Origin of the sequence: Pigmentiphaga sp., from assembly GCF_033795525.1 — a bacterium.
In the GTDB taxonomy this organism is placed as follows: Bacteria; Pseudomonadota; Gammaproteobacteria; order Burkholderiales; family Burkholderiaceae_B; genus Pigmentiphaga.
The window spans coordinates 1-23518 of the sequence record NZ_JARYGM010000012.1 but is presented as its reverse complement, the minus strand read 5'-3'; the positions used below and the strand labels follow the sequence as shown (position 1 = coordinate 23518).

At 65.1% G+C, this 23518-nt stretch carries 22 protein-coding genes and 1 tRNA gene; 11 read left to right on the top strand and 12 right to left on the bottom strand.

Annotated features, from left to right (window positions below; translation table 11 throughout):
- The first annotated feature begins 9 nt into the window (after window positions 1-9).
- Entirely contained in the window at window positions 10-438 is a 429-nt protein-coding gene (locus QHC78_RS18710; protein WP_319747263.1) for a carboxymuconolactone decarboxylase family protein, read from the top strand.
- A gap of 72 nt (window positions 439-510) precedes the next feature.
- Here QHC78_RS18710 and QHC78_RS18705 read toward each other — a convergent pair.
- The 6 genes from QHC78_RS18705 to cysS form a co-directional block, all read right to left on the bottom strand.
- A tRNA-Ser gene (locus tag QHC78_RS18705) sits at window positions 511-602 on the bottom strand.
- A gap of 65 nt (window positions 603-667) precedes the next feature.
- Window positions 668-1927 carry an aspartate kinase gene (locus tag QHC78_RS18700; protein ID WP_319747261.1) on the bottom strand — a complete coding sequence of 420 codons (1260 nt, stop codon included), beginning with the start codon at window positions 1925-1927 and terminating at the stop codon, window positions 668-670.
- A 233-nt stretch (window positions 1928-2160) separates the two neighbouring features.
- Window positions 2161-3597 (bottom strand): tRNA lysidine(34) synthetase TilS, encoded by a 1437-nt coding sequence (tilS, locus tag QHC78_RS18695; protein ID WP_319747259.1) that lies wholly within the window; start codon window positions 3595-3597, stop codon window positions 2161-2163.
- On the bottom strand, window positions 3566-4534 hold the full coding sequence (locus QHC78_RS18690; protein WP_319747257.1) for an acetyl-CoA carboxylase carboxyltransferase subunit alpha: 969 nt from the start codon (window positions 4532-4534) through the stop codon (window positions 3566-3568). The genes tilS and QHC78_RS18690 overlap by 32 nt, the downstream gene beginning before the upstream one ends.
- A 154-nt stretch (window positions 4535-4688) precedes the next feature.
- Window positions 4689-5372, bottom strand: a complete 684-nt coding sequence (locus tag QHC78_RS18685; protein WP_319747255.1) for a DNA-3-methyladenine glycosylase family protein — start codon at window positions 5370-5372, stop codon at window positions 4689-4691.
- Between the two features lie 30 nt (window positions 5373-5402).
- Window positions 5403-6782 (bottom strand): cysteine--tRNA ligase, encoded by a 1380-nt coding sequence (gene cysS, locus QHC78_RS18680; protein WP_319747253.1) that lies wholly within the window; start codon window positions 6780-6782, stop codon window positions 5403-5405.
- A gap of 128 nt (window positions 6783-6910) precedes the next feature.
- On the opposite strand from cysS, the gene QHC78_RS18675 reads away from it, so the two are divergent.
- The 4 genes from QHC78_RS18675 (at window position 6911) to QHC78_RS18660 (ending at window position 9589) form a co-directional block, all read left to right on the top strand.
- The gene (locus QHC78_RS18675; protein WP_319747251.1) at window positions 6911-7642 is read left to right on the top strand and encodes a tetratricopeptide repeat protein; all 732 of its coding nucleotides are present in this window, start codon (window positions 6911-6913) and stop codon (window positions 7640-7642) included.
- The gene (locus QHC78_RS18670) at window positions 7639-8205 is read left to right on the top strand and encodes a peptidylprolyl isomerase (protein ID WP_319747249.1); all 567 of its coding nucleotides are present in this window, start codon (window positions 7639-7641) and stop codon (window positions 8203-8205) included. The genes QHC78_RS18675 and QHC78_RS18670 overlap by 4 nt, the downstream gene beginning before the upstream one ends.
- A complete protein-coding gene (locus QHC78_RS18665) occupies window positions 8202-8705 on the top strand; it encodes a peptidylprolyl isomerase (RefSeq protein WP_319747247.1) in 504 nt (167 codons plus the stop codon). The genes QHC78_RS18670 and QHC78_RS18665 overlap by 4 nt, the downstream gene beginning before the upstream one ends.
- 143 nt (window positions 8706-8848) lie before the next feature.
- The gene (locus QHC78_RS18660) at window positions 8849-9589 is read left to right on the top strand and encodes a UDP-2,3-diacylglucosamine diphosphatase (RefSeq protein ID WP_319747405.1); all 741 of its coding nucleotides are present in this window, start codon (window positions 8849-8851) and stop codon (window positions 9587-9589) included.
- A 33-nt stretch (window positions 9590-9622) separates the two neighbouring features.
- Here QHC78_RS18660 and cysE read toward each other — a convergent pair whose 3' ends face one another.
- Genes cysE through QHC78_RS18645 form a run of 3 tightly spaced genes read right to left on the bottom strand, consistent with a single transcriptional unit; the run spans window position 9623 to window position 12316 of the window.
- Entirely contained in the window at window positions 9623-10396 is a 774-nt protein-coding gene (cysE, locus tag QHC78_RS18655) for a serine O-acetyltransferase (protein WP_319747246.1), read from the bottom strand.
- A 14-nt stretch (window positions 10397-10410) separates the two neighbouring features.
- Window positions 10411-11559 carry a PrpF domain-containing protein gene (locus QHC78_RS18650; protein WP_319747244.1) on the bottom strand — a complete coding sequence of 383 codons (1149 nt, stop codon included), beginning with the start codon at window positions 11557-11559 and terminating at the stop codon, window positions 10411-10413.
- Entirely contained in the window at window positions 11546-12316 is a 771-nt protein-coding gene (locus QHC78_RS18645; protein WP_319747242.1) for an RNA methyltransferase, read from the bottom strand. Before QHC78_RS18645 ends, QHC78_RS18650 begins: the two co-directional genes overlap by 14 nt.
- Before the next feature lie 53 nt (window positions 12317-12369).
- Here QHC78_RS18645 and QHC78_RS18640 point away from each other — a divergent pair, with 53 nt between their 5' ends.
- The 4 genes from QHC78_RS18640 to cls all read left to right on the top strand — a co-directional run bounded on the left by QHC78_RS18640 (window position 12370) and on the right by cls (window position 16294).
- Window positions 12370-13185, top strand: a complete 816-nt coding sequence (locus QHC78_RS18640) for an inositol monophosphatase family protein (RefSeq protein WP_319747240.1) — start codon at window positions 12370-12372, stop codon at window positions 13183-13185.
- 160 nt (window positions 13186-13345) lie between these two features.
- A complete protein-coding gene (locus QHC78_RS18635; RefSeq protein WP_319747238.1) occupies window positions 13346-14158 on the top strand; it encodes an undecaprenyl-diphosphate phosphatase in 813 nt (270 codons plus the stop codon).
- Window positions 14159-14254: 96 nt separating this feature from the next.
- On the top strand, window positions 14255-14842 hold the full coding sequence (locus QHC78_RS18630; RefSeq protein WP_319747236.1) for a GTP cyclohydrolase II: 588 nt from the start codon (window positions 14255-14257) through the stop codon (window positions 14840-14842).
- 9 nt (window positions 14843-14851) lie between these two features.
- Window positions 14852-16294, top strand: coding sequence for a cardiolipin synthase (cls, locus tag QHC78_RS18625; protein WP_319747234.1), 1443 nt, complete (start codon window positions 14852-14854; stop codon window positions 16292-16294).
- A gap of 13 nt (window positions 16295-16307) precedes the next feature.
- On the opposite strand, the gene QHC78_RS18620 is transcribed toward cls, so the two are convergent.
- Entirely contained in the window at window positions 16308-17972 is a 1665-nt protein-coding gene (locus tag QHC78_RS18620) for a Na+/H+ antiporter (RefSeq protein WP_319747232.1), read from the bottom strand.
- Between the two features lie 113 nt (window positions 17973-18085).
- Complete coding sequence (gene gshA / locus QHC78_RS18615) at window positions 18086-19678, bottom strand: glutamate--cysteine ligase (protein WP_319747230.1); 1593 nt, start codon at window positions 19676-19678, stop codon at window positions 18086-18088.
- A 319-nt stretch (window positions 19679-19997) separates the two neighbouring features.
- Here gshA and QHC78_RS18610 point away from each other — a divergent pair, with 319 nt between their 5' ends.
- Both QHC78_RS18610 and QHC78_RS18605 read left to right on the top strand, forming a co-directional pair.
- Window positions 19998-21566, top strand: a complete 1569-nt coding sequence (locus QHC78_RS18610) for a gamma-glutamyltransferase family protein (RefSeq protein WP_319747228.1) — start codon at window positions 19998-20000, stop codon at window positions 21564-21566.
- Window positions 21567-21685: 119 nt separating this feature from the next.
- Window positions 21686-22030, top strand: a complete 345-nt coding sequence (locus QHC78_RS18605; protein ID WP_319747227.1) for a hypothetical protein — start codon at window positions 21686-21688, stop codon at window positions 22028-22030.
- A 61-nt stretch (window positions 22031-22091) separates the two neighbouring features.
- On the opposite strand, the gene QHC78_RS18600 is transcribed toward QHC78_RS18605, so the two are convergent.
- On the bottom strand, window positions 22092-23390 hold the full coding sequence (locus QHC78_RS18600; RefSeq protein WP_319747225.1) for a solute carrier family 23 protein: 1299 nt from the start codon (window positions 23388-23390) through the stop codon (window positions 22092-22094).
- Window positions 23391-23518 lie beyond the last annotated feature (128 nt).

Below are 23518 nucleotides of genomic sequence, written 5' to 3'. Positions count from 1 at the left end.
GAGACAGGCATGACATCATCCAACTCCCCCACCCAGACGGCGCTGGGCGGCAGCTTCAACGAAACCCTGTTCGAAAAAGGCCTGGCCACGCGCCGGGAGGTCCTCGGCCGCGAATACGTCGACGCATCGCTGGCCAAGGCCGCCGAAGATCCCTTGCGCATGGAGCTCCAGCAACTGGTCACCCAGCACTGCTGGGGCGACGTCTGGAACCGGCCCGGGCTCGACCGCCGGACACGCAGCTTCCTCAACCTGGCGATGATCACCGCGCTGAACCGGCCGCACGAACTGCGCTTGCATGTGCGGGGCGCGATCAATAACGGGCTGACCAAGGAAGAGATCAACGAAGTCTTCCTGCAGGCGGCCATCTACTGCGGCGTGCCCGCGGCCTTGGACGCGCAGCGGGTGATGTTCGAGGTGTTTGCCGAAATGGGGATTTGAGCGCCGAAAAACAAAAACGCCACGGCAAAACAAAAACGCCACGGCAAGGTGGCGTTTCTGGCTCAAGCAAACTGGCGGAAGCGGTGGGATTCGAACCCACGATGCAGTTTTAGCCGCATACTCCCTTAGCAGGGGAGCCCCTTCGGCCTCTCGGGCACGCTTCCGAAGCGGGGAGCAGTGTACCATGCTCCGAGGGTATTTCGGCCTTGCGGGGCCGGAAATTTACGTCTTATTGCTCGGGCGTCTGGTCCAGGCCGAACGCCTTGTGCAGCGCGCGCACGGCCAGTTCCATGTATTTGTCCTCGATCACCACGGAGGTTTTGATCTCGCTCGTGCTGATCATCTGGATGTTGATGCCCTCTTCCGACAAGGTCTTGAACATCAGGCTGGCGATGCCGGCGTGGGAGCGCATGCCGATGCCGACGATGGAGACCTTGCAGACCTTGTCGTCGGCAACGATCTCGAGCGCCCCGATGGCCTTGACGACCTGCGTGTTGAGCACGTCGATCGCCTTCTTGAACTCATTGCGGTGGACGGTGAACGAAAAATCGGTGGTACCGGCCACGGACTGGTTCTGGACGATCATGTCGACGTCGATGTTCGCGGCGGCAACCGGCCCCAGGATGGAGAAAGCGACACCGGGCTTGTCCGGCACGGCCACGACGGTGATCTTGGCTTCGTCCCGGCTGAATGCGATGCCGGATACAACGGCGGCTTCCATTTTCTCGTCTTCCTCAAAAGTAATCAGGGTGCCCGACTTCATTTCTTCTTCGAGCGGAATCATGGGGTCGGTCAGCGACGACAGCACGCGGGTGGGCACGCGGTACTTGCCGGCGAACTCGACCGAGCGGATCTGCAGGACCTTCGAGCCCAGCGAGGCCATTTCCAGCATTTCCTCGAACGACACGACGTTCAGGCGGCGCGCCTCGGGCACGACCCTCGGATCGGTCGTATAGACCCCGTCGACGTCCGTGTAGATCAGGCACTCAGCCGCCTGCAGCGCCGCGGCGACGGCCACGGCCGAGGTATCGGAACCCCCGCGGCCCAGCGTCGTGATGTTGCCGTCGTCGTCCACGCCTTGGAACCCGGTCACGATGACGACGCGGCCGGCGTCCAGGTCGGCGCGAATGCGGGCGTCGTCGATAGAAGCGATCCGCGCCTTGGTATAGGCCGAATCGGTCCGGACCGGAACCTGCCAGCCGGCGTAGCTGCGGGCGTCCACGCCCTGCGCCTTGAGCGCCAAGGCAAGCAATCCGACGCTCACCTGCTCGCCGGTGGAGGCAATCATGTCGAGCTCGCGCGGGTCCGGATGTTCCTGGATTTCCTTGGCCAGGCCGATCAGCCGGTTGGTTTCGCCCGACATGGCCGAGGGCACCACCACGATCTGGTGGCCCGCGGCGCGCCATTTGGCTACACGCCGCGCCACATTCTTGATGCGCTCGACCGAGCCCATCGACGTACCGCCATATTTGTGAACGATTAGTGCCATTGTCTTGTGTCGCTGTCTGTAAGCCCGCCTTTCACGCCCGCCTCTCCGGCGCGGGCCGGTTCTTGCGGGTCGGCTCCCGCGGGTTGGCTAACCTGCGTTGGCTAACATCTACGCCGGGCAAGGGCCTTGCCAGCACGCAAACCGCCGCATGCAAACCGGGAAAGCCAGGAAAAAGGCTAACCATAGAGAATAGCCCAGCTTGGCTCGCGACGCAAAATAGCCGCTTTTTGTCGTCAGGACGTCACCGTAGCGCCGGGGTGGTCGGCCCGCCACTCCAGGCGGATGCCCGGGGAGGACTGCGGCAGCCGCGCATCGCTGCCCAGGCCGGCCGCGTAGACGAGGGTATCGCCCCCGTACAACAGCGGCAGGCGCTCGCGCTCCCAGCTCGGGATGCCGCGCTCCTGGTACAGGTTCTTCAGACTCCGGCTGGGGCTTTGCGGCGATAGCCTCAGGCGCTCCCGCCCCCGGCGGCGGCGCATGGTCAACTCGGTATTCCGGAGCCACGCAGGGTCGATGCCGGAGGCCTCCGAAACGAACAGCAAGGTGCCACCCATGGCCGCAAGCCGGACAGAGGCTTCGCCAGTCCACCTGAAATCGACACTGGCCGCCTGTAGCGCCGGCGGCGAGCGGTCCTTGCTGTCCACGATGACGTGATCCCGATAGCGGCGTACCTGTTTGTTGCCGTGACGCAGCAGCACTTGTCGGTCCTGCCTCGCATCCTGCAACTGTCTGGCCATTTCGCGCAAGCGGGTTTCCGATGGGGCGGCCATGTCCTGGCTCGCGAGCCACAGCCGCAACGCCATCGCCCGGCGAGCCGGGGACAGGCGGTTCAGGCCGGACAGGCGCAGTGCGTTGCCATAGGGCGGACGTGCTTCCTGGATCGCCTCCAGGTCGGCATGGGCTACTTCCCGCAGCACGGCAGCCGCTTCGGCGGAACGGCGGGCATGGCGCTCCAGGGTCGTCCGGTAACCTGGCCAGTGACGCTCGATCGCAGGCAGGATTTCCGTGCGCAGGATGCCGCGGGCATGGCGGGCATCGAGATTGCTCGGATCGCGGACCGCCTGGAAACCGGTGCGGGCCGTATACGCCTGCATGAAGGCCAGGATCCGGCTTCTGGGCACTCCCAGCCACGGCCTCAGGTAGCGGATGCCGTCTTTCGTGGTTTCCCGCGCCATGGCGGCCATGCCGTCCGGACCCGCCCCTCGCAGCAACCGCAACAGCACGGTTTCTGCCTGGTCATCGAGATGGTGAGCCAGCAACACGGTGTCCACCCCGGCTTCGGTAGCCATCTCGGCCAGCGCCCGGTACCGCGCTTCGCGCGCCGCCGCCTCGATCCCCGCCGGGTCGGACGGATCGACGCTCACCCTGCGGACGACGCACGGCAAGCCCAGGCGCCGGGCCAGATCGCCGGCCTGGTCTTCCCAGGTATCGGCATCCGGGTGCAAACCATGGTGAACATGGAACAATAGCGCTTGCAGGCCGCGGCGCTGCGCCCAATCGGCCGCCTTGACGGCCAGCGCTGCCGAGTCGGGGCCGGCGCTCACGCCGACGGCGAACCGCCCCGCTACGGGTGGCAGCTCGTCCAGCGCTCTGTCCAGCAGCTCGGACGCGTGCAGCGCTGCAACGTCCGGACTCGCGTCAGGACTGGATGGTTTCCTTGAAACGCCCATAAGCCATGATCCGTTCGAGGCGCGTGGTGACCAGATCGCTGGCTTTCACGCCCTGGAACTGACGCAAGGCATCGGCCAATGCGCGGCGCAACAACTGGGCCATGTGCTTGGGATCCCGGTGGGCGCCGCCGACCGGTTCATTGACAATCTTGTCGATCAGCCCGAGCGCCTTCAAGCGATGTGCGGTAATCCCGAGCACCTCGGCAGCCTCGGAGGCCTTCTCCTGGCTGCGCCACAGGATGGAGGCGCAGCCCTCGGGCGAGATGACCGAATACGTGGCGTACTGCAGCATCAATACGCAGTCGGCAACGGCGATGGCAAGCGCGCCGCCCGACCCGCCTTCGCCGATGATGGTGGCAATGATAGGCACCTGCAGTTCGGCCATCGCGTACAGGTTGTGGCCAATCGCCTCGGACTGGCCGCGCGCCTCGGCGTCAATGCCTGGATAAGCGCCCGGCGTATCGACGAAGGTGAAGACCGGCAGGCCGAACTTCTCGGCCAGGCGCATCAGGCGCAGTGCCTTGCGGTACCCCTCCGGCTTGGGCATGCCGAAGTTGCGCGACGCGCGCTCTTTGGTGTCCCTGCCCTTCTGGTGGCCGATCACCATGCATGGGGTCCCGTTGAACCGCGCCAGGCCGCCCACGATGGAACGATCATCGGCGAACATGCGGTCGCCATGCAGTTCATGGAAATCGGTGAAGATGTCGCGTACGTAGTCCAGCGTATAGGGCCGCTGCGGATGACGCGCCACCAACGCCGTCTGCCAGGGGGTCAGCTTGGAATAGATTTCCTTGGCCAACGCCTGGCTTTTTTGCTGCAAGCGGCCGATTTCCTCGGAAATATCGACGGCGGAGTCGGCTTGCACGAAGCGCAGCTCCTCGATTTTTCCCTCGAGCTCGGCCAGCGGTTGTTCGAATTCAAGAAATGCGTTGCGCATCAGGCCTCCCGCCGGTCCGCCCCAAGGGAGGCCGGGCCCCCTCCGAGGGGCAGTGAACGCACTAAGCGTAAGGGTCGTTTCATCTCATTAGCTCCATTGCGCCGTGCAGCCCACGACGCACGCATACTTGCTTTGCCCCAGCCGGGTGGGTCATTCAGTACTCCACGGAAACACGATCCAGGCTGCGCCACAGATACCAGGTTGCGACGGTGCGCCAGGGTTTCCAGGCCTGCGCCACTTCCCGGGCCTCGAAGCGGGATACCGGCTCGCCGCTGAAATAGTGTTGCGAAATGGCGCGCAGCAGGCCAGGATCGTCCAGCGGCAGAATATCCGGCCGCCGCAGATTAAAAATCAGGAACATCTCCGCTGTCCAGCGCCCTATTCCACGGATGGCGGTCAATTCGCCGACCACCGCTTCATCTTCCATCTGCGCCCATTGTCCCGGATGCACCCGGCGTTCCTGGAAATGGGACGCCAAGTCCAGCAGATACTCGGCCTTGCGCTGCGACAATCCGGCCTCGCGCAGACCCGCCACGCCCAGCCGGACCACGGCGGCCGGCCCCACCTTGCGCCCGCAGGCGCCTACGCAGCGCTCCCAAAGGGAATCGGCGGAGCGGGTGGAGATCTGCTGCCCGATGATGGACCGGGCCAATGTAACGAAGGGCTCCCCGCGTGTCAGCAGGTGGGCCTCGGGATGTTGCGGGATCAGCTTCTTCAGGATGCGGTCGCGCTTGACGAGGTGCGCGACCGCGGCATCCCAATAGGCCGGTTTGTCGGTACCGACGAACGCTCCAGCGCAGGCCGATGCACCGGGCTCGGCCGAAACGTAGGGTTTCATTTCCGACACGGGTCCAGTCGTCCGCGGCATTCAGGCGCGGCGCCAGACTGTGACGCCACCCGGCTTGTCTTCGAGGACGACGCCTTCGGCCAGCAATTCCGCCCGGATCCGGTCGGCAGCGGCGAAATCCTTGTTCTTCTTGGCCGCGGCGCGCTCGGCGATACGGGCGTCGATGCGTGCGGCCTCTTCGCCCTCGTCCGCCTTGCCTTGCAGGAACGCTCGGGGATCCTGCTGCAGCAGGCCCAGCAGGGCGCCCAGCGCCTTGAGCTGGCCGGCAGCCCGGGGGGACGCCGATTTATTGACCTCGGCCGCCAGATCGAACAGGACCGCGATCGCCTCGGGGGTGTTGAAATCGTCATCCATGGCGGCCTTGAAGGCCTGGCCCGACGGATGGTTCCAGTCTATGTCCTGCTGGTCCGGCGCGGCATGGGCCAGCGCGGTGTAGAGCCGCGTCAGCCCGGCCTTCGCGTCGGCCAGGTTGTCGGCTGCGTAGTTCTGGGGGCTGCGATAGTGGCTGCGCACGACGAAATAGCGGACCACCTCGGCATCGTAATGCTTGAGCGTATCGCGGACGGTAAAGAAATTGCCGAGCGACTTCGACATCTTCTCGGCATCGACCATGAGCGGCCCGCAATGCATCCAGGTATTGGCCAGGGTGCCGCCATAGGCGCCCTCGCTCTGCGCGATTTCGTTTTCGTGATGCGGAAACTTCAGGTCCGGGCCGCCGCCGTGGATGTCCAGGGGCATGCCCAGCAGCTCGCGGCTCATGGCCGAGCACTCGATGTGCCAGCCCGGCCGCCCGGGCCCATATTCGGACTCCCAGCGCGACTCCGGCGGCTCCGCAGGCTTGGCTGCCTTCCACAGCACGAAATCGAGCGGATCGCGCTTGGAGGTATCGACTTGCACCCGCTCGCCGGCGCGCAGGTCGTCCAGCGACTTGCCGGAAAGCTTGCCGTAGCCTGGAAACTGGCGCACGGCATAGTTGACGTCGCCATCGGCCGACCGGTAGGCCAGCCCGCTCTGCTCCAGCAGGCGCACGATCTCGAGCATTTTGCCCACGTGCTGCGTCGCGCGGGGTTCGTAGTCGGGCGGCTCGACGCCGAGGGCCTTTTCATCCTCGTGCATGGCGTCGATGAAAAAATCCGTGACTTCGGAAATGCGCTTGCCCGTCTCGACCGCCTTGCGAATGATTTTGTCGTCGATGTCGGTGATGTTGCGCACGTAGGTGACGCGGAAACCGCTGGCGCGCAGCCAGCGCTGCACCACGTCGAAGCTGATCAGCATCCGGGCGTGGCCCAGGTGGCAGTAGTCGTACACCGTCATGCCGCACACATACATGCGCACGCACCCGGCCTCCACAGGCTGGAAGGGTTGCTTGGCGCGGACGAGCGTATTGTAGATATGGAGCATGGGTAAGCTATGGGCTAAAAACGGGAAGCCCCGGCTGGATGACCGCTACCGGGGCTAAAATCGGGTGAATTATATCAACCGGGACGCTGGCCCCAGGACCGAGCCTCCCTCACTCAGGCAGAACCCGCTTGGCCACGACCAACGTTCTCTTTACCGTTTTGCGAGGAATCCGCAGGGGCGGCCCGGCAGCCGCTCTGTACGCCGCGGCTGCGCTGTGTGCGCTCGCGCCCTCGAGCCTGCCCGCCCAGACTACCACGCCGACGCCGCCCGTGTTGGCGCCGTCGTCGTCCGGCGATATCCCTTGGCTGAGCAATCTGCTGGAGGCGCTCAAGCCCGGCGTGGATACGAGCCTGCCGGAATCGAGCCGCGCCATGACCGAGCGGCTCGAGCGCCAGCTCAACGAAGGACGCGCAGCCGAAACGCTGGCGGAAATCGACGAGCGCCTGGCCGCCGACAAGCAGAAATCGCCCGACACGACCAATGCCCAACTGCTGTTCCTCAAGGCGCGGGCGCTCAACCAGCTGGACAGGCGCGAAGAAGCCAAGGCGATCTATCGCGACATGACCCAGCGCTTTCCGGAACTACCCGAGCCGTGGAACAACCTGGCCGCGCTGGAGGTTGCAGACGGCCGCCTGGACGAAGCCAAGACGGCCCTCGAAATGGCCATACGCACCGCGCCGGACTACGCCGTCGCCCGCGAGAACCTGGGCGACTTGTATATCATGCTGGCGGCGCGCTCTTATGAGGCCGCCGGCAAACTTAACCCGACCGACGACGGCGCACGCCAGAAGCAGACCGAAACCCGGAAGCTGCTGGACGGCGCGCCCGCTTCCGAACCTCCACCCGGTACGTCTCGATGAAACTAGCTATACCGAGCCTGGCGCTGGCATGCGCGCTGGCCGCACCCGGCGCTTTCGCCGCTCCCCAGGTAGCCCTGCAGACCACAGCCGGCCGCATCGTGCTGGAACTGGACGAAGCCCGCGCGCCCGGCACCGTGGCCAACTTCATGCAATACGTGCGCGAGGGCCACTACAACGGCACGATATTCCACCGCGTCATCAACGGCTTCATGATCCAGGGCGGCGGATTCACGCCCGATATGCGCGAAAAATCCACGCGGCCGCCCATACGTAACGAAGCCTCAAATGGCTTGAAAAACACTGCCTATACCGTGAGCATGGCTCGTACACCGGACCCGCACTCGGCTTCGGCGCAGTTCTTCATCAACGTCGCCGACAACGACTTCCTGAACTATCGCGCACCGACCGCAAGCGGCTGGGGCTATGCGGTATTCGGCAAGGTGGTCCAGGGCAAGGACGTGGTCGACCAGATCAAGGCCGTGCCCACCACCACCCGCGGGCAATACGAGAACGCCCCGGTTCAACCCATCGTGATCGAAAAAGCAGAGGTTTTGAACAAATGACTACCCGTGTCAACCTGCATACCAACCAGGGCCTGATCGGCCTGGAACTGGACGCCGCGAAGGCTCCCAAAACCGTCGAGAACTTCGTCGCCTACGTGAACAGCGGTCATTACGACAACACCGTCTTCCACCGGGTCATCAACGGCTTCATGATCCAGGGCGGCGGATTCGAGCCCGGCATGTCGCAGAAGCCGACCCAGGCGCCGATCGAGAACGAGGCAGCCAACGGCCTGAAGAACGATCGCTACACCATTGCGATGGCCCGCACCAACGCGCCCCACTCCGCCACCGCGCAATTCTTCATCAACGTGGCCGACAACGACTTCCTGAACTTCAGCTCGCCCACGCCGCAGGGCTGGGGCTACGCCGTCTTCGGCAAGGTCGTGGAAGGCACGGACGTGGTCGACAAGATCAAAGCCGTGAAGACCGGCAGCCGTGCCGGCCACCAGGACGTTCCGGTCGAGGACGTCGTCATCACCAAAGCAGAAGTCGTGCAATAACGCGACGGCTCGCGGTCCTTGCCGGGGCGCGCCGCCGGCATAGGCCGCGGTCCGCGTCATCTTCGAGGATTTCCGTGTCCGGTTCCCCGCTCTCCGGGACGCCTGCTTCCCACTCCACGCTTTCTTTCTCCGGCCCTGTATGGTTGGCTTCCGACATGCACCTGGGCCCCGACGGTCCGGCGACGCGCGAAGCCTTCCTGGCCTTCCTGCATGCTGCCTCCGAAAGCGCCTCGGCGCTGCTGCTGCCGGGGGACATTTTCGATGCCTGGGTCGGCGACGATGAAATCGACGCGCCCGCCCCGTGGCTGCAAGAGGTCCTGGCTGGCCTGCAAGCGGCCGCCGGGCGCACGCCGGTCTATCTTGGACCCGGCAACCGCGATTTCCTGATGGGCGACCGCCTGGCGGCGGCCACGGGTACGCATCGTCTGGCCGACCCCGTGGTCATCCGTACCGACGGCGGCACGTTCCTGCTGGCCCACGGCGACGAATTCTGCACGGACGACGTGGCCTACCAGCAGTTCCGTGCCATGGTTCGCAACCCCCAATGGCAGGCCGAGTTCCTGACCCAGCCGTTGGCAGCCCGGCAAGCCGTCGCCCGCCAGATGCGCGAGCGCAGCATGGCCGAGAAAAGCCGCAAGGCGGCGGACATCATGGACGTCAACCCGCAGGCGGTCGAGCAAGCATTGCGCAGCCACGGCGTGACGCGGCTGATCCATGGCCACACCCATCGCCCAGGCCGGCAGGTATTCGAGATGGACGGCCAGCGTTGCGAACGCTGGGTGTTGCCCGATTGGGACCTCGATGATCCGGCAGAGCCCCGTGGCGGATGGCTGGCCATCGACCAGGACGGTCCCGCCTATCACGACATCGCGCTGGACGACTGAACAGCGGCCCCGGCTCGGGGCCGCCGCGCGCGCCTAGTCGACCATTTTGTTCAATTCGTCCGGATCGAAGCGGTCCGGTCCTTTATCCGGCACCTGGATGCCGGCTGCGCGCAGCGCTTCATCCATGCGCCGCAGGCGCTCGTCCTGTTCAGCCAATTGTCCGATAAGACGATGCAAGGCCTTGGCCAGCGGATCGTCGGCGTTTTGCACGACTGCATAGGCTTGGAAATCCGGCGAAACGTCCGCCGGCGGCCCGGTTTCGTCCCGGCCCGGATCCTGGGTGCGAGCATGACCGCGTACGACGATGCGGCCCGGGTTCCCGACCACGGTAGCGCCGGGCGGCACCGGCTTGACGACCACTGCATTGGATCCTATCCGTGCGCCATCGCCGACGGTAAACCCGCCCAGGACCTGGGCCCCTGCTCCGACCACCACGCCGCACCCCAGCGTGGGATGGCGCTTCTGGCCCCGATAAAGCGTCGTGCCGCCCAGCGTGACGCCTTGGTAGATCGTGCAATCGTCGCCGACTTCGGCCGTTTCGCCGATCACCACGCCGACGCCGTGGTCAATGAACACACGGCGCCCGATCCGCGCCGCCGGATGTATCTCAATCGCGGTCAGGAACCGGGCCAGCTGGGAAATGAAGCGGCCGAGCCACTTGAAATTCGCCTGCCAGCAACGATGGGCCAGCCGATGCATGGCCAGCGCGTGCAGACCGGGATAGCACGTCAGGACCTCCCAGCGCGTCCGGGCGGCCGGGTCGCGTTCGAGAATGCAGGCAATGTCTTCGCGCAGGTGCCGAAACATGCCGCTCCACCCTCTCAGCAGAGCCGGCCCGGGCCGGCCGGCACATGAACCCAACCGCTCATCAGGCAGCGTGCAGTACGCGACACGGTGGCTCGCTCCAGGCCCCAGCCCGCTTCGTTGCGCACCACGGTGGCCCAGGCAGCCTGGACCCCGCTCGCATGGCCGATGCGCGTCGCCACGCCCGGCAGCGTACGGGCAACCTGCGAGACGACCGAGCCCGGGACGGCGGCCGCCACCGCAAGCGATATGGCATTGCGAGTGCCGAAGCCGGGCTGCATGCGGCCGTTGGCCAGACCGCGCGCCAGCACGTCGATGCTGTCGCGCGAAATATCGAGGCCGGTTGCGCTTTTGTACGAGGTGGGCGGCGCCACCCAGACCAGTCGCGGCAGCACGGCGCCGGCTTTCTCCGCACGCGCCCGGGACATCAGCCCCATGGCGACCGCCCCCTCGATTCGCACCGCTTCCAGCCGTGCCAGTGTCTTGGCATCCCGGTTGAAGGCCTCGGGTTTTTCCCGTCCGTTCAGGCCCAGGTCGGCGGCGCGCACGAAAATCGTCGGTTCATCGGTACGGACGAGGGTGGCCGCCAGGGTCCCGGCGCCATCGATCTCCAGCACGTCCTGGACGCGCCCGGTGGGCAGCAGGCTGGCCGCACCGTCATGGACAAAGTCCAGCCGTACCTCGGCAGCCGGGAACGGCACGCCGTCTTCGGTGAACGCGCCGTCTTCCAGGACCTCGCCGCCGCGCACCTCGACATGGGCGGCCAGCCATCGTCCGGGATGCGGCTGCCAGATGCGGACCACGGTCGTGCCCTCCCGCGGGGCGACCAGGCCCTGCTGGATGGCGTAAGGTCCCACGGCCACAGCCAAGCTGCCGCCGCTGGCCGTCCAATCGATGAACGGCCGGTCGATGGCGACCTGCCCGCAGCGGTACTCCACGTCGCAATCGTCCCGGCTGGAGGCGTCGACCACGACCACCTTGCTGGTGGAGGGACTGGCCCCTCCCATGCCGTCGGCCTGGCGCGCATATGGGTCAGGACTGCCGAGCGCGCGCAGCAGGACACGGTCGCGCTGCTCGGGATCTCGCGGCAGGTCGCGGGCATTGAAGAAAATGCCCTTGCTGGTTCCCCCGCGCATGTAGACAGCGGGAATCTTAAGAACGGCCATCGGAAATCTTTCGGGATTGCGCGATTATCGCGGTACACACGCCGCGCAGCAGGTCGGTTTCTTCGCGGCTGAGCCCGGCACGCGAAAATAAGTGGCGCATGCGTGGCATGAGCTTCTTGGGATGCCGCGGATCGAGGTAGCCCACGGCGACAAGCGCCTGTTCCCAATGGGTCAGCAGGGCCTCGACCACCGCTCCGGGGGCCGGCTCGGGCCCGGCGGGCCGGCCTGCCGGCGCCAGCGCCGCGGCATCGAGCAAGGCGTACCGCAGCTCGTAGGCCGCCAACTGCAGCGCCTGGGCAACGTTGAGCGAGGAATATTCGGGATTGGCCGGGATGTGGCAGAGCCGGTGGCACAAGGCGACCTGCCCGTTGGTCAGGCCCGAGCGTTCGGTCCCGAGCACTACTGCGGCCTGCGCCTGGCCCGAGCCGTCGCTGTACAGATGCTCGCGCGCGAGCTGGGCGGCCTGCCGCATGTCGCACGCAGGCGGGCCGAGATCCCGGTGGCGTGCCGTCATGGCAAAAGCCATGGTTACCGGCGCGAGAGCTTCCTCCAGCGTCTCGCAGACCGCTGCGCCGGCCAGCACGTCGGTCGCGCCGCTGGCAAGCGCTACCGCGTCGGGGTGGTTCTTGGCATCCGGGACGCGTGGATTGACCAGCACCAGGCGCGCGAAACCCATGGTCTTGAGCGCCCTTGCCGCGGACCCTACGTTTCCGGGGTGGCTGGGCTCGACCATGACGAAACTGACTCGGGAAAGCATGTGTCCTTTAAACTAGAGGGGTTTCACCATATTCCTAGCCAATCGGCCTCTTTATGCATCCCATGCTCAACACCGCCGTCAAGGCGGCCAGGCGCGCCGGCGCCATCATCAATCGCGCCAGCCTGGACCTCGATCTGGTCAAGGTATCCCAGAAGGGACCGGGCGATTTCGTCACCGAAGTCGACAAAGCGGCCGAAGCGGCCATTGTTGACATTTTGAAGACGGCCTACCCCGATCACGGAATTCTAGCCGAAGAGTCCGGTGAAACTCCCGGCGCGGCCGACGCCAACGGCCGGCAGGAAAACCTCTGGATCATCGACCCGCTGGACGGCACCACCAATTTCATCCATGGCATGCCGATCTACGCCGTCTCCATTGCGCTGATGCAACGGGGGCAGGTCACCCAGGCGTGCATTTTCGACCCGTCGCGCAACGAACTGTTCACTGCTACGCGGGGCGCGGGCGCATTCCTGAACGACCGCCGTATCCGCGTCTCGCGCCGCACCCGCATACCCGACACCCTCATCGGCACGAGCTTCGCCCCGGACACCAGCGGCAAACGCCTGGCGCTGTGGACCAAGACCTTCGGCCAGATTTCCGCTACTACCTCAGGGCTGCGCCGGCAGGGTTCCTCGGTGCTGGAGCTGGCGAACGTGGCAGCGGGCCGCCTTGACGGCTACTACGGCTGCGGCCTGAAACCCTGGGACCTCGCGGCAGCCAGCTTGCTGGTACTGGAAGCCGGGGGCTTGATCGGCGATTTCGACGGCGAACAAGGGTGGATGGAAAGCGGCGAGATCGTGGCTGCGACCCCCAAGATCTTCCCGCAGTTGCTCGGCCTGCTCGAGCCGCTCAAGCAGGCCCGGGGCTGATCCCGGAAATCCCCGCAGGCGGGGTGCTGCCCGCTGGCTCTACAATGGCACCGGTTTTGCACGCGCCAAACCCGCGCCGGCGCCCTCGCCCGGCCCGGGTAACGGCGCCGTGGCGAACCAGCCGACATCCCCTACCGTCCGACCACGGGCGCCGACATACATGACCGAAAATTCGCTTTATCTGCTCAAAGCCTTCTTCCTCGGTGTTATCGAGGGGCTGACCGAATTCCTGCCTGTCTCCAGCACCGGGCACCTGATCCTGGTGGGCCGCTGGATCGATTTCTTCTCCGGCGACGCCAAGGTATTCGAAGTCGTCATCCAGTTCGGCGCCATCCTGGCAGTCATGTGGATATTCCGCGCGAAAGTGGCGCACATCCTGGGGGGGCTCCTCACCGGCGACCGGTTCTCGCTGAAGTTCGCCCGCAACATTCTCATCGCCTTCCTTCCGGCAGCCATCATCGGCGTGACCTTCCTGAAGGAAATCAAGACCGTGCTGTTCAATCCCGGCGTGGTGGCCACGACGCTGATCATCGGCGGCTTCATCATCCTGTGGGTCGAGCGCAAGCCCCAGTCGGAAGTCAAGACCCCCAACATCAGCGAGATCACCTGGCTCCAGGCCCTGATGGTCGGGTTGGCGCAATGCGTGGCCATGATTCCGGGCACGTCCCGCTCTGGCGCCACCATCATAGGCGGCATGGCCGCGGGTCTGAAACGCACCACGGCAACGGAATTTTCCTTCTTCCTGGCCATGCCGACGATGCTGGCCGCATCGGTATACGATGCCTGGAAGAATCACGAATCCCTGACCAACAACGACATCACGGCCATCTCCATCGGCTTCCTGGCGGCCTTCGTCTCGGCGCTGGTGGTGGTGCGGGCGCTGATGCGGTTCGTCGCCAACCACTCCTACCGGGTCTTCGGCTGGTATCGTATTGCGCTGGGACTGGTCATCATCACCTGGATGCTGGTGTGACGGCTCCCTCCCTGCGCGCCTTGCGCGCCTCCAGGGGGACGGTACGGAAGGGCCGGCGCAGCCGGGCCCGCCGTACCCTGGTTAAACGGAACATTTATGGTCACTATCAAGAACCGGGTCGTCATCCCTCTGGAAGGGGCCGAGACACCGCCGGAATTCATCACTTTCAACGGCTTCACGGAAGAACACGTGGCCATCGTGTTTCCCCAGCTCAAGCCGGGCAACACGCCGCCGCTGGTGCGCGTGCATTCGGAGTGCCTGACGGGCGACGTGTTCGGATCGCAGCTTTGCGATTGCGGCCCTCAGTTGCATGAAGCGCTGGCGTGCTTTTCGCGCGAGGGCGGGATCCTGCTCTACCTGCGCCAGGAAGGCCGGGGCATCGGCCTGTATGCCAAGCTTTCGGCCTACACGCTGCAGAAAAAAGGGCTCGACACCTTCGAAGCGAACCGGCACCTGAGCCTGCCGGAGGATGCGCGCAGCTTCGAGCCGGCGGCGCAGATGCTCAAGGCCCTGGAGGTCATGCGCATCCGGCTGCTGACCAATAATCCCGACAAGGCCAGCCAGCTCGAGGAACACGGCATCGAAATAGAAAGCATCATCCCGACCGGCGTCTATCTGAACCCCAACAACCGCCGCTACCTCGAGGCCAAGGTACGCCACAAGAAGCACACCATACCCCTGTAGCGCGGCGCAATGGGCAACGCCGAGCTCGTCCACCACTACCTGATCAACGCCCTGTCCATCGGCTGGGCGCTTTACCTCGGCACGGTCACGATCTGGATCGTGCTGCAGCGCCGCCACCCGTTGCCCACGGTCCTGTGGATCCTGGTGCTGGCCCTGCTGCCGTACGTGGGCTACCTGGTCTATTACTTCTTCGGCCCGCAACGGCTCAAGCGACGCCGCATCCGGCGCCTGCGTACCCGGCTGCTGATCGGGAGCCAGACCGAACGCGCCTTCCTGCGAGAGCAGGAACACCAGATTCCGGCCCCGGTCGCCGGCATGGCCGCCTTGGGCCGATCCACCTGCGACATCCCGCTGTCCTCGGCCACCGACGTGCGGCTGCTGGTCGGTGGTGCTCAGACGTACGACACCTTCCTGGAAGCCATGGCGGCGGCCCGTCACCATATTCACGTCGAGTTCTACATTTTCGATCCTGACCGGATCGGAACCGCCGTACGCGACTTGCTGGTCGAAAAGGCGCGGCAAGGCGTCACGGTACGCCTGCTGGTGGACGCGCTCGGCTCCGACGGGCTGGGCCGCCGCTTTCTTGCACCGCTGCGCGAAGCTGGCGGGCAAATCGGTTTTTTCCATAACGTACGGATCGGCCGGCGGTGGCGACCGGTCACCAATTATCGCAACCACCGGAAGATCCTCATCTGCGATGGCAAGATCGGATTTACCGGCGGCTTGAACATTACCGACGACGAAGACGAGCGGACGCGTCCGGACGCGTACCACGACGTGCACCTGCGCATCGAAGGCGGCGCCGTCCGCTGGCTTCAAATGGTCTTCCTCGAGGACTGGGCCTATACCACCGGCCAGCGCACCGACGACCAGGAACTCGATGCCTTGCTGCCCGAGATGCCGCCCAGCCAGCACCACGTGCAAATATTGACCTCCGGCCCCGACGATCCCCGCCAGGCGATCCACCGCACCCAGGTCGCAGCCATCCACCAGGCGACCGAACGGGTGTGGCTGACGACCGCCTACTTCGTCCCCAGCGAACCGGCGCTGATGAGCCTGACCACGGCCGCACGCAAGGGCCTGGACGTGCGGCTGCTGGTCCCGCGCCGCAGCGACTCGCTGGTCGTTACCGCGGCCTCGCGCTCTTACTTCGACGAACTGCTGGAGGCGGGCGTGAAGATCTGGGAATACGAGGACCGGATGCTGCACTCCAAGACACTGCTGGTGGACGACACTTATTCGTTCATCGGCACGGCGAACTTCGACAACCGCAGCTTCGAGCTGAACTTCGAAGTCATGGCTCTGGTCTATGGCGAAACCATGGCGCGCCACCTGGGCCGGCAATTCGAACTGGACCTGCGGCACGCGGCGCGCGTGCCCAAGGGCCAGCAGGCATCGTTCGCGCGCCGGCTCTTCGATGCTTTCGCACGCTTGTTTTCCCCTCTGCTCTAACCCGCGCCTGCGGTCAATGCTTGCTGACCAACGGACCAGCGAGCCAGTTCTCGGCCAGGTCCACGTCCCGCAGCAAGACGGTAAATACGTCGTCGTCGAGCAAACGCGCCTCCCGCAACCTGAACAGCTCGGCACGTTGCGCGTAGACGGCCGCCATGCGCAGGTCCCGCTCGAAACTGCGATGCAGGTTGGCGCGTGCGGCGATGTCGGCGGAGTCGCTCTCGGCATCGATGCGATTGCGGTAGATCTTGGCAAGGTCGCCGCCGACCTCGGCCAGCACCGCCGTAGACTCCTCGTCCAGGCCATACCCCAGCCGCCTTTGTGCCTGCTCCAGGCCATCGAGCGCGGCGCGCGCAAGCCGCAGCCTCGCTTCTCGCTCTTCCCTTTCCTTCATGCTTTCGACCGGCACGGGCACGCGGGACAACACGAGGGGAAGCAAGGTACTCCCTATCAACAAGGAGCAGAGGATGACCCCGGTAGCAAGGAAAATAAGCAGATCGCGCGCCGGAAACGGCGTACCGGCAGCGATTTCCAGCGGCACGGTCAGCACGCCGGCCATCGTAATGGAGCCGCGTACCCCCGACAGGGACGTGGTCAACAGCACCCACGGATTGATACGACGCACCGGGGACCCGTGCAGCAAGAGCTTGAAGCTGTTCAGGTGGTAGGTCACCCATACCCACAGCAAGCGCAGGACGATGAGGACCAGGGTGATCGCCGCCACATAGAGGAACAAGTGCCATATTGGAACATTGCCGGCCTCACGGGCGTCGGCCTGGGCGAGCCCGATGACGCTGGGCAGTTGCAGGCCGAGCAGGATGAAGGTCATGCCGTTGAACACGAATTCCAGCATGGACCAGACGCTGTTGCTCTGCAGCCGGATGGCCGAGGACCCTTGCTGTGCCGCATCGGTATACGTCATGGCGATGCCGGCGGCGACGGCCGACAAGATGCCGGATACGCCGAAATGCTCGGCCACGAGATAGGCCGCAAACGGAGTCAGCAGCAGGAGCACCACCTGTATGGCGGGTTCGTCGTCCGTCCAGCGCGCCACCAGCCGGCGTCCGAGACTCAGAAGCCAGGCCAGCCCTGCGCCCACGGCAAGACCACCGGCCGCGATGATGACAAAGCTGAGGCTGGCCTCCCAGAGCGAAAACGCTCCGGTCACCGCCGCTGCGATGGCGAACTTGAAGGCCACCAGGCCGGAGGCGTCGTTCAATAGGCTTTCGCCTTCCAGCACGTGTTGCAACCTGGCGGGCAGCCGGTCCTTGCCCACGATGGCCGAGACCGCCACCGCGTCGGTGGGCGACAGCACTGCACCCAAGGCGAACGCGACCGGAAGCGAGATCGCGGGAATCAACCAATGGATGAAATAACCCACGCCGACGACGGTAAAGAGCACCAGGCCGAGGGCCAGGGCCAGGATGGGGCCGCGCAACTGGTACAGCTGGCGCTTGGGGATGCGCCAGCCGTCCACGAACAGCAAGGGCGGAATGAAAAGCAGCAAGAAAAGCTCCGGGTCGAATCGCACCTTCAACCCGAACGCCGGCGCCGCCAGCAAGGCCCCTATGGCAATCTGGAACAGGGGTAGCGGTAGCCTGACGGGAGAAAGCCGGGACAACACGCCGGACATCGCTACCGCCAGCAGCAGCACGAGTACGGTGAATACGATTTGCATGGAAGACGGACCCGCGTGGAAAAGCCGCTGTCAAGCCTACCACCAATCCCCGCTCCACCAGCGCCCGGACGCCAGCCGCAAGCGGCCACTGCGTCCTTGGCGCACCGCCTGGTCTACTTGGCGATGGCCGCGGGCAGGCCGGCCTGGTAGGCCGCAACGAACTCGGAGAAATCCCCGGTCTGCACGCGCTCGAGTTCGCGCTGCTGGGCCAGCGAGTCGGCGGCCTGGCGGCGGAAGGCCGCCAGTTGCTCCGGAGTACACGGAAGGCTCAGGAAATCGGCGGCGTGGCGCCGGCTCAGATCGAGCATGAATTCCTGGAAGCTCATTCCGTTGGTACGCAGCGCATCGAGCACCCGGGCCGAGGGCGTCAGTTCCGAGGCCTCGACCTTGGCCCGCTGCGGCATCACGGAGGCCGAATAGCCGGTCTCGCCATGGACCCGATCGAGCAGGTCGGCACAGGCGGAAATCCGGTCCAGCAATTCGGTGGCCCATGCGCGCAAGCCGACTTCCCTGCCCTCCCGATTCAGCGTGAGTCCGGGCTGGCGGCCTTGCTTGACCACCGTCAGGAAATTGTTGGCACTGACGGTGCAATGCCCCCCTTCCGGGAACAAAGGGCTGTCATCCAGCGTGCAATACAGCAGGAACGCATCGAGGAAGCGGCTGGTGGTCTCGTCCATCCCCACAGGCAGGAACGGGTCGATGTCCATGCAGCGCACCTCGACATATTGCACGCCGCGTTCGGCCAGCGCCCGCAAGGGCCGCTCGCCACTGCGGGCGACGCGTTTCGGGCGGATGCTCGAATAGTATTCGTTCTCGATCTGGAGGATGTTGGTGTTGAGCTGTACCCACTGGCCGTCGCGGATGGTGCCGATCTTCTCGTACTCCGGCCACGGCGTGCTGACTGCTTCGTAAAGCCGCGCCAGATACGTGGACAAATCGTTGTAGCAGGGCTTGAGTCCGGCTTGCGCCTTGTTCTGGTAGCCCAGGTCGCTCATGCGCAGGCTGGTGGCATACGGCAGGTACAGGGTGCGCGGATCGAGCTGTTCGAGTTGATGCGGCCGCCCCTGGAGGAAGTCGACCGACAACGCGGGCGAGGCGCCGAACAGGTACATCAACAGCCAGCTATAGCGGTTGAAATTGCGGATCAGCGCCACATACTTGGCCGACTGCCGATCAGTGGCGGAAATGCCGGCCGGCTCGTCCGCGCCCGCGAGCAACGGCCAGAGGTCATCGGCATAGGAAAAGTTGTAATGGATGCCCGCGATGCACTGCATCGCCTTGCCGTAGCGGTATGCCAGGCCCCGCCGGTACACATGCTTGAGCATGCCGATGCTGGACGATCCGAACCACGCGATGGGGATGTCCTTTTCCGGCGGCAGCCCACAGGGCATGGACTGGTTCCACAGCAGCTCGCCGCCTAATTCGCCATAGACGAAGCGGTGGATGTCGCGCAATTCCTGGAACAGGCTTTCATGGCCGGCATGAGTGCCTGTGATCAGCTCGAGCAGGGCTTCCGAATAGTCCGTGGTAATGCCGGGGTGCGTCAGCGCCGACCCCAGGGCTACCGGATGCGGCGTCAGCGCCAGGTGGCCTTGGGCGTCGACCCGCAGACTCTCTTTTTCGATGCCGTGCAGGCGGCGGGCCAGCAACGCGCGATGCGCGGGTTGGTCCAGCAACGCCAGGCGGCTGTCTAACAGATCACTCACGGATGTCCTTGAATTCTCGCGGCGGCGACATGGCACGCGCCGGATATGGGCGTGTTTATATCCCAATTGCGGCCCACGCGCCTACGCCGCAAGGCGGCACATTATAGGTGCCGGTCCGGCGGAGCCCGGAATTCCCTTACAACGCCTCGTTCTATTCGCGGCTTTCCTTACAGTACAGCATAGCCGGAGGCGCGCGGGCGGGCCCGCACCCATGGCCGCCGACGAAAACCTGGGTCACAATCAGGGTTTTCGATCCGCTCCCGGCTTGCCAATGTCCACTTCTCCATTCCGACCCCATCCCGTACGCGGCAGCCGAGCCATGGCCGTCGCTCCCCACGCCCTGGCTTCCCAAAGCGCGCTTGCCGTCATGCGTGAAGGCGGCAACGCCGTCGAGGCCATGATCGCGGCCGCGGCCACGATCGCCGTCGTCTACCCCCACATGAATAGCCTGGGCGGGGACGGTTTCTGGCTCGTCAGCCGCCCCGGCCATCCGCCCATGGCGCTGGAAGCCTGCGGCGCGGCCGCCGCAGCCGCCGACATCGACCACTACCGCCGGCAAGGCCTGGATACCATCCCGTTCCGCGGGGGCCTGGCGGCCAACACGGTGGCGGGGACGGTCTCGGGCTGGGATGCCGCCTACGCCTGGTCGCGCGAGCACCTCGGAGGACGCCTGCCTCTGTCCCGGCTGCTGGCCGACGCCATCGACTATGCCCGGGCCGGTGTACCGGTCACGGCCAGCCAAGCTGCCTGTACACATGCCAAGCAGCAGGACTTGCAATCCATACCTGGTTTTGCCGAGACTTTTCTGGTGGACGGACGGCCCCCGCCCATGGGCAGCCGGTTCTGCCAGCCACGGCTGGCAAACACGCTGGAGCGCCTTGCCCGGGCCGGACTGGACGACTTTTATCGCGGCGACCTGGCCGCAAGCATCGCACGCGACCTGGCCGCCGTCGGCAGCCCCCTTGCCGCATCGGACCTGGCCGCGCATCGGCCAGTCTGGAAAAACGCGCTGGTGCTGCGCCACTCGCGCGGGAAAGTCTATAACGTCCCGCCCCCCACCCAAGGCCTGGTATCGCTGGCTATCCTGGGCCAGCTCGATCGGGTGCTCCGTCCCGGGCTGGATCCCGAGGGTGCCGACTATGTCCACCTTTGCGTCGAGGCCACCAAGCAGGCCTTCGGCCTGCGCGATACGCACATCACCGACCCGTCATACATGGACGTGGACCCGCAATCCCTGCTTGAAGCCGGACATCTGGACGCCATGGCCCAACGCATATCCCCCACGCGTGCGGCACCATGGGGCCAAGGCAAGGGGCCGGCGGACACGGTGTGGATGGGGGTGGTCGATGCAGAGGGCAACGCCGTCAGCTTCATCCAGAGCATCTACCATGAATTCGGCAGCGGCGTCGTGCTGGCCGCATCCGGGATCAACTGGCAGAACCGCGGCTGCAGTTTCTCGCTCGACCCGGATACCCGCAACCCGCTCATGCCGGGCCGCAAGCCGTTCCATACACTCAATCCCGCCATGGCCCACCTCGACGATGGCCGCATCCTGGTCTACGGGAACATGGGCGGCGACGGGCAGCCGCAATCGCAAAGCGCGGTGTTCACCCGGGTCGTGGAATTCGGCATGAACCCGCAGGCCGCGGTCGACGCGCCCCGCTGGCTGCTTGGCCGCACCTGGGGCCAGAGCTCCGATACGCTCAAGCTCGAAGCGCGGTTCGATCCCGCCGTGGTCGAGGTGCTGCGTGCCCGCGGCCACGAGGTCGAGGTGCTGCAGTCCTACGACGAGACCATGGGCCATGCCGGCGCGATCCTGCGGCACGCCGACGGGCTGCTCGAAGGCGGTGCCGACCCACGCAGCGACGGCGCCGTGGCCGCGTGGTAGCGGACCGCTGCGGCGGATCGATTACCAAACGACAAGATTCCAAGTAAAACCTTACACAGAGGCAGCGCAAAGCCGACTAGATTGAAAGGCGTAGCATTTTCGTTACCGAGGAGTACGCGATGAAAAAGCTCGTTCTGGCTATCGGTCTGGTCGGTTGTTGCGCAGCCGCATACGCCCAGCAGGCTCCAACGCGCGAACAAGCCGCCCAGGCATTGCAAAACGCCATGCACCGGGAGATCCAATCTATGAACAACCAGCAGGGCTTCGACGGCCCGGCCGCGACCAACATGGCGCGCACGCTCGAGGTCAAGTCCTTGGAAAACTGCAAGGCGTCGGGCAGCCAAAGCGTGACCTGCGACGTCACTACCAACGCGGATGTAAAGGGCAACCGGCGCGAAAGCGTCAATCGCTACGAGTTTTATCAGCAGGGAGGCCGCTGGGAGGCGAGGCTCCCGGCATCCTGATCCTCGGCCCCCGAGGTCGTTCAACAGGCCGGCTTGTCGACGCGCAAGCCGGCCGTTTTACTTAGCGCTTCCGAGCCCCTCCCAGCAAGGCATGGAGCAGGATGGCGCCGAAGGTGGCGGTACCGATGCCACCCAGCGCAAAACCGCCCAGGTCCAGCGTGAAGTCGCCAGCGCCCAATACTAGCGTGACAGCTGCGACGATCAGATTGCGGTTGTCCGAGAAGTCGACCCGGTTCTCGACCCAGATGCGCGCCCCGGCTACGGCGATGAGACCGAACACCACAATCGAGACGCCGCCCAGGACAGCCGGTGGAATGGTCTGGATGACCGCCCCGAATTTGGGTGAAAAGCCCAGCACGATGGCAATCAGTGCGGCCAGGACGAATACCAGGCTGGAATAGATGCGCGTCACGGCCATGACGCCAATGTTTTCGGCGTACGTCGTCAGGCCCGTTCCGCCTACGCTGCCCGACAACATGGTGGCCAGGCCGTCGCCTACGAACGCCCGCCCGACATAACGGTCGAGGTTCTGACCCGTCATAGCGCTCACGGCCTTGATGTGCCCAAGGTTCTCAGCAACCAGAATCACCGCGACGGGAGCAATCAGCACCATCGCGTCCAGCTGGAAAACCGGGGCGGTGAAACGCGGCATGCCGAACCAGGCGGCTTGCGCGACCGAAGCGAAATCGATGGGCTTGCCCAGCCCCATGCCATTGGCCAGCACCACATAGAGCAGATAGGCCAGCAGCAGGCCGACCAGGATCAACAGCCGCTGCAACATGCCGCGCGTGAAGACCGCCACCGCGCCCACGCACAATACAGTGGCCAGCGCCATCCATGCATCGAAGGGATTGGCCGTCACGCCCTTGACCGCGACGGGCGCGAGGTTCAGACCAATGACCGCCACTACCGCGCCGGTGACCACAGGCGGCATGAGCCGCTCTATCCACCCCGCCCCGGCGGCCATCACCACGAAACCGATCAAGGTATAGATCAGGCCGCAGGCAATGATGCCGCCCAGCGCCACGCCAATATTGCCATTGAGCCCGGTCCCGGCATAGCCGGTCACCGCGATCACCAGGCCGATGAAGGCGAAACTCGATCCGAGGTAACTGGGGACGCGCCCTCCCACGACGAGGAAGAAAAGCAGCGTACCGATACCCGACATGAAAATGGCCAGATTGGGATCGAAGCCCATCAGCAACGGTGCCAGGACCGTCGCGCCGAACATGGCCACTACGTGCTGTACGCCCATGGCCAACATTTGCGGCCAAGGCAGGCGTTCGTCCGGAGCCACCACGCCGCCCGCCCGGATGCTGCCCGCCTGCTCGCGCCAGGCCGGGAAATAGGAACCCGCCATAGATTCACTCCCTCTCGTTATTACGTTTTTATGCCTTCAAGGCAGCGCAAGTTTAGCAGGCCGTTGAAAAAATCCCCCGCCGACGCTGGCCTCGGCCAGTATGATCTGAAACGATCGGCGAACGACGC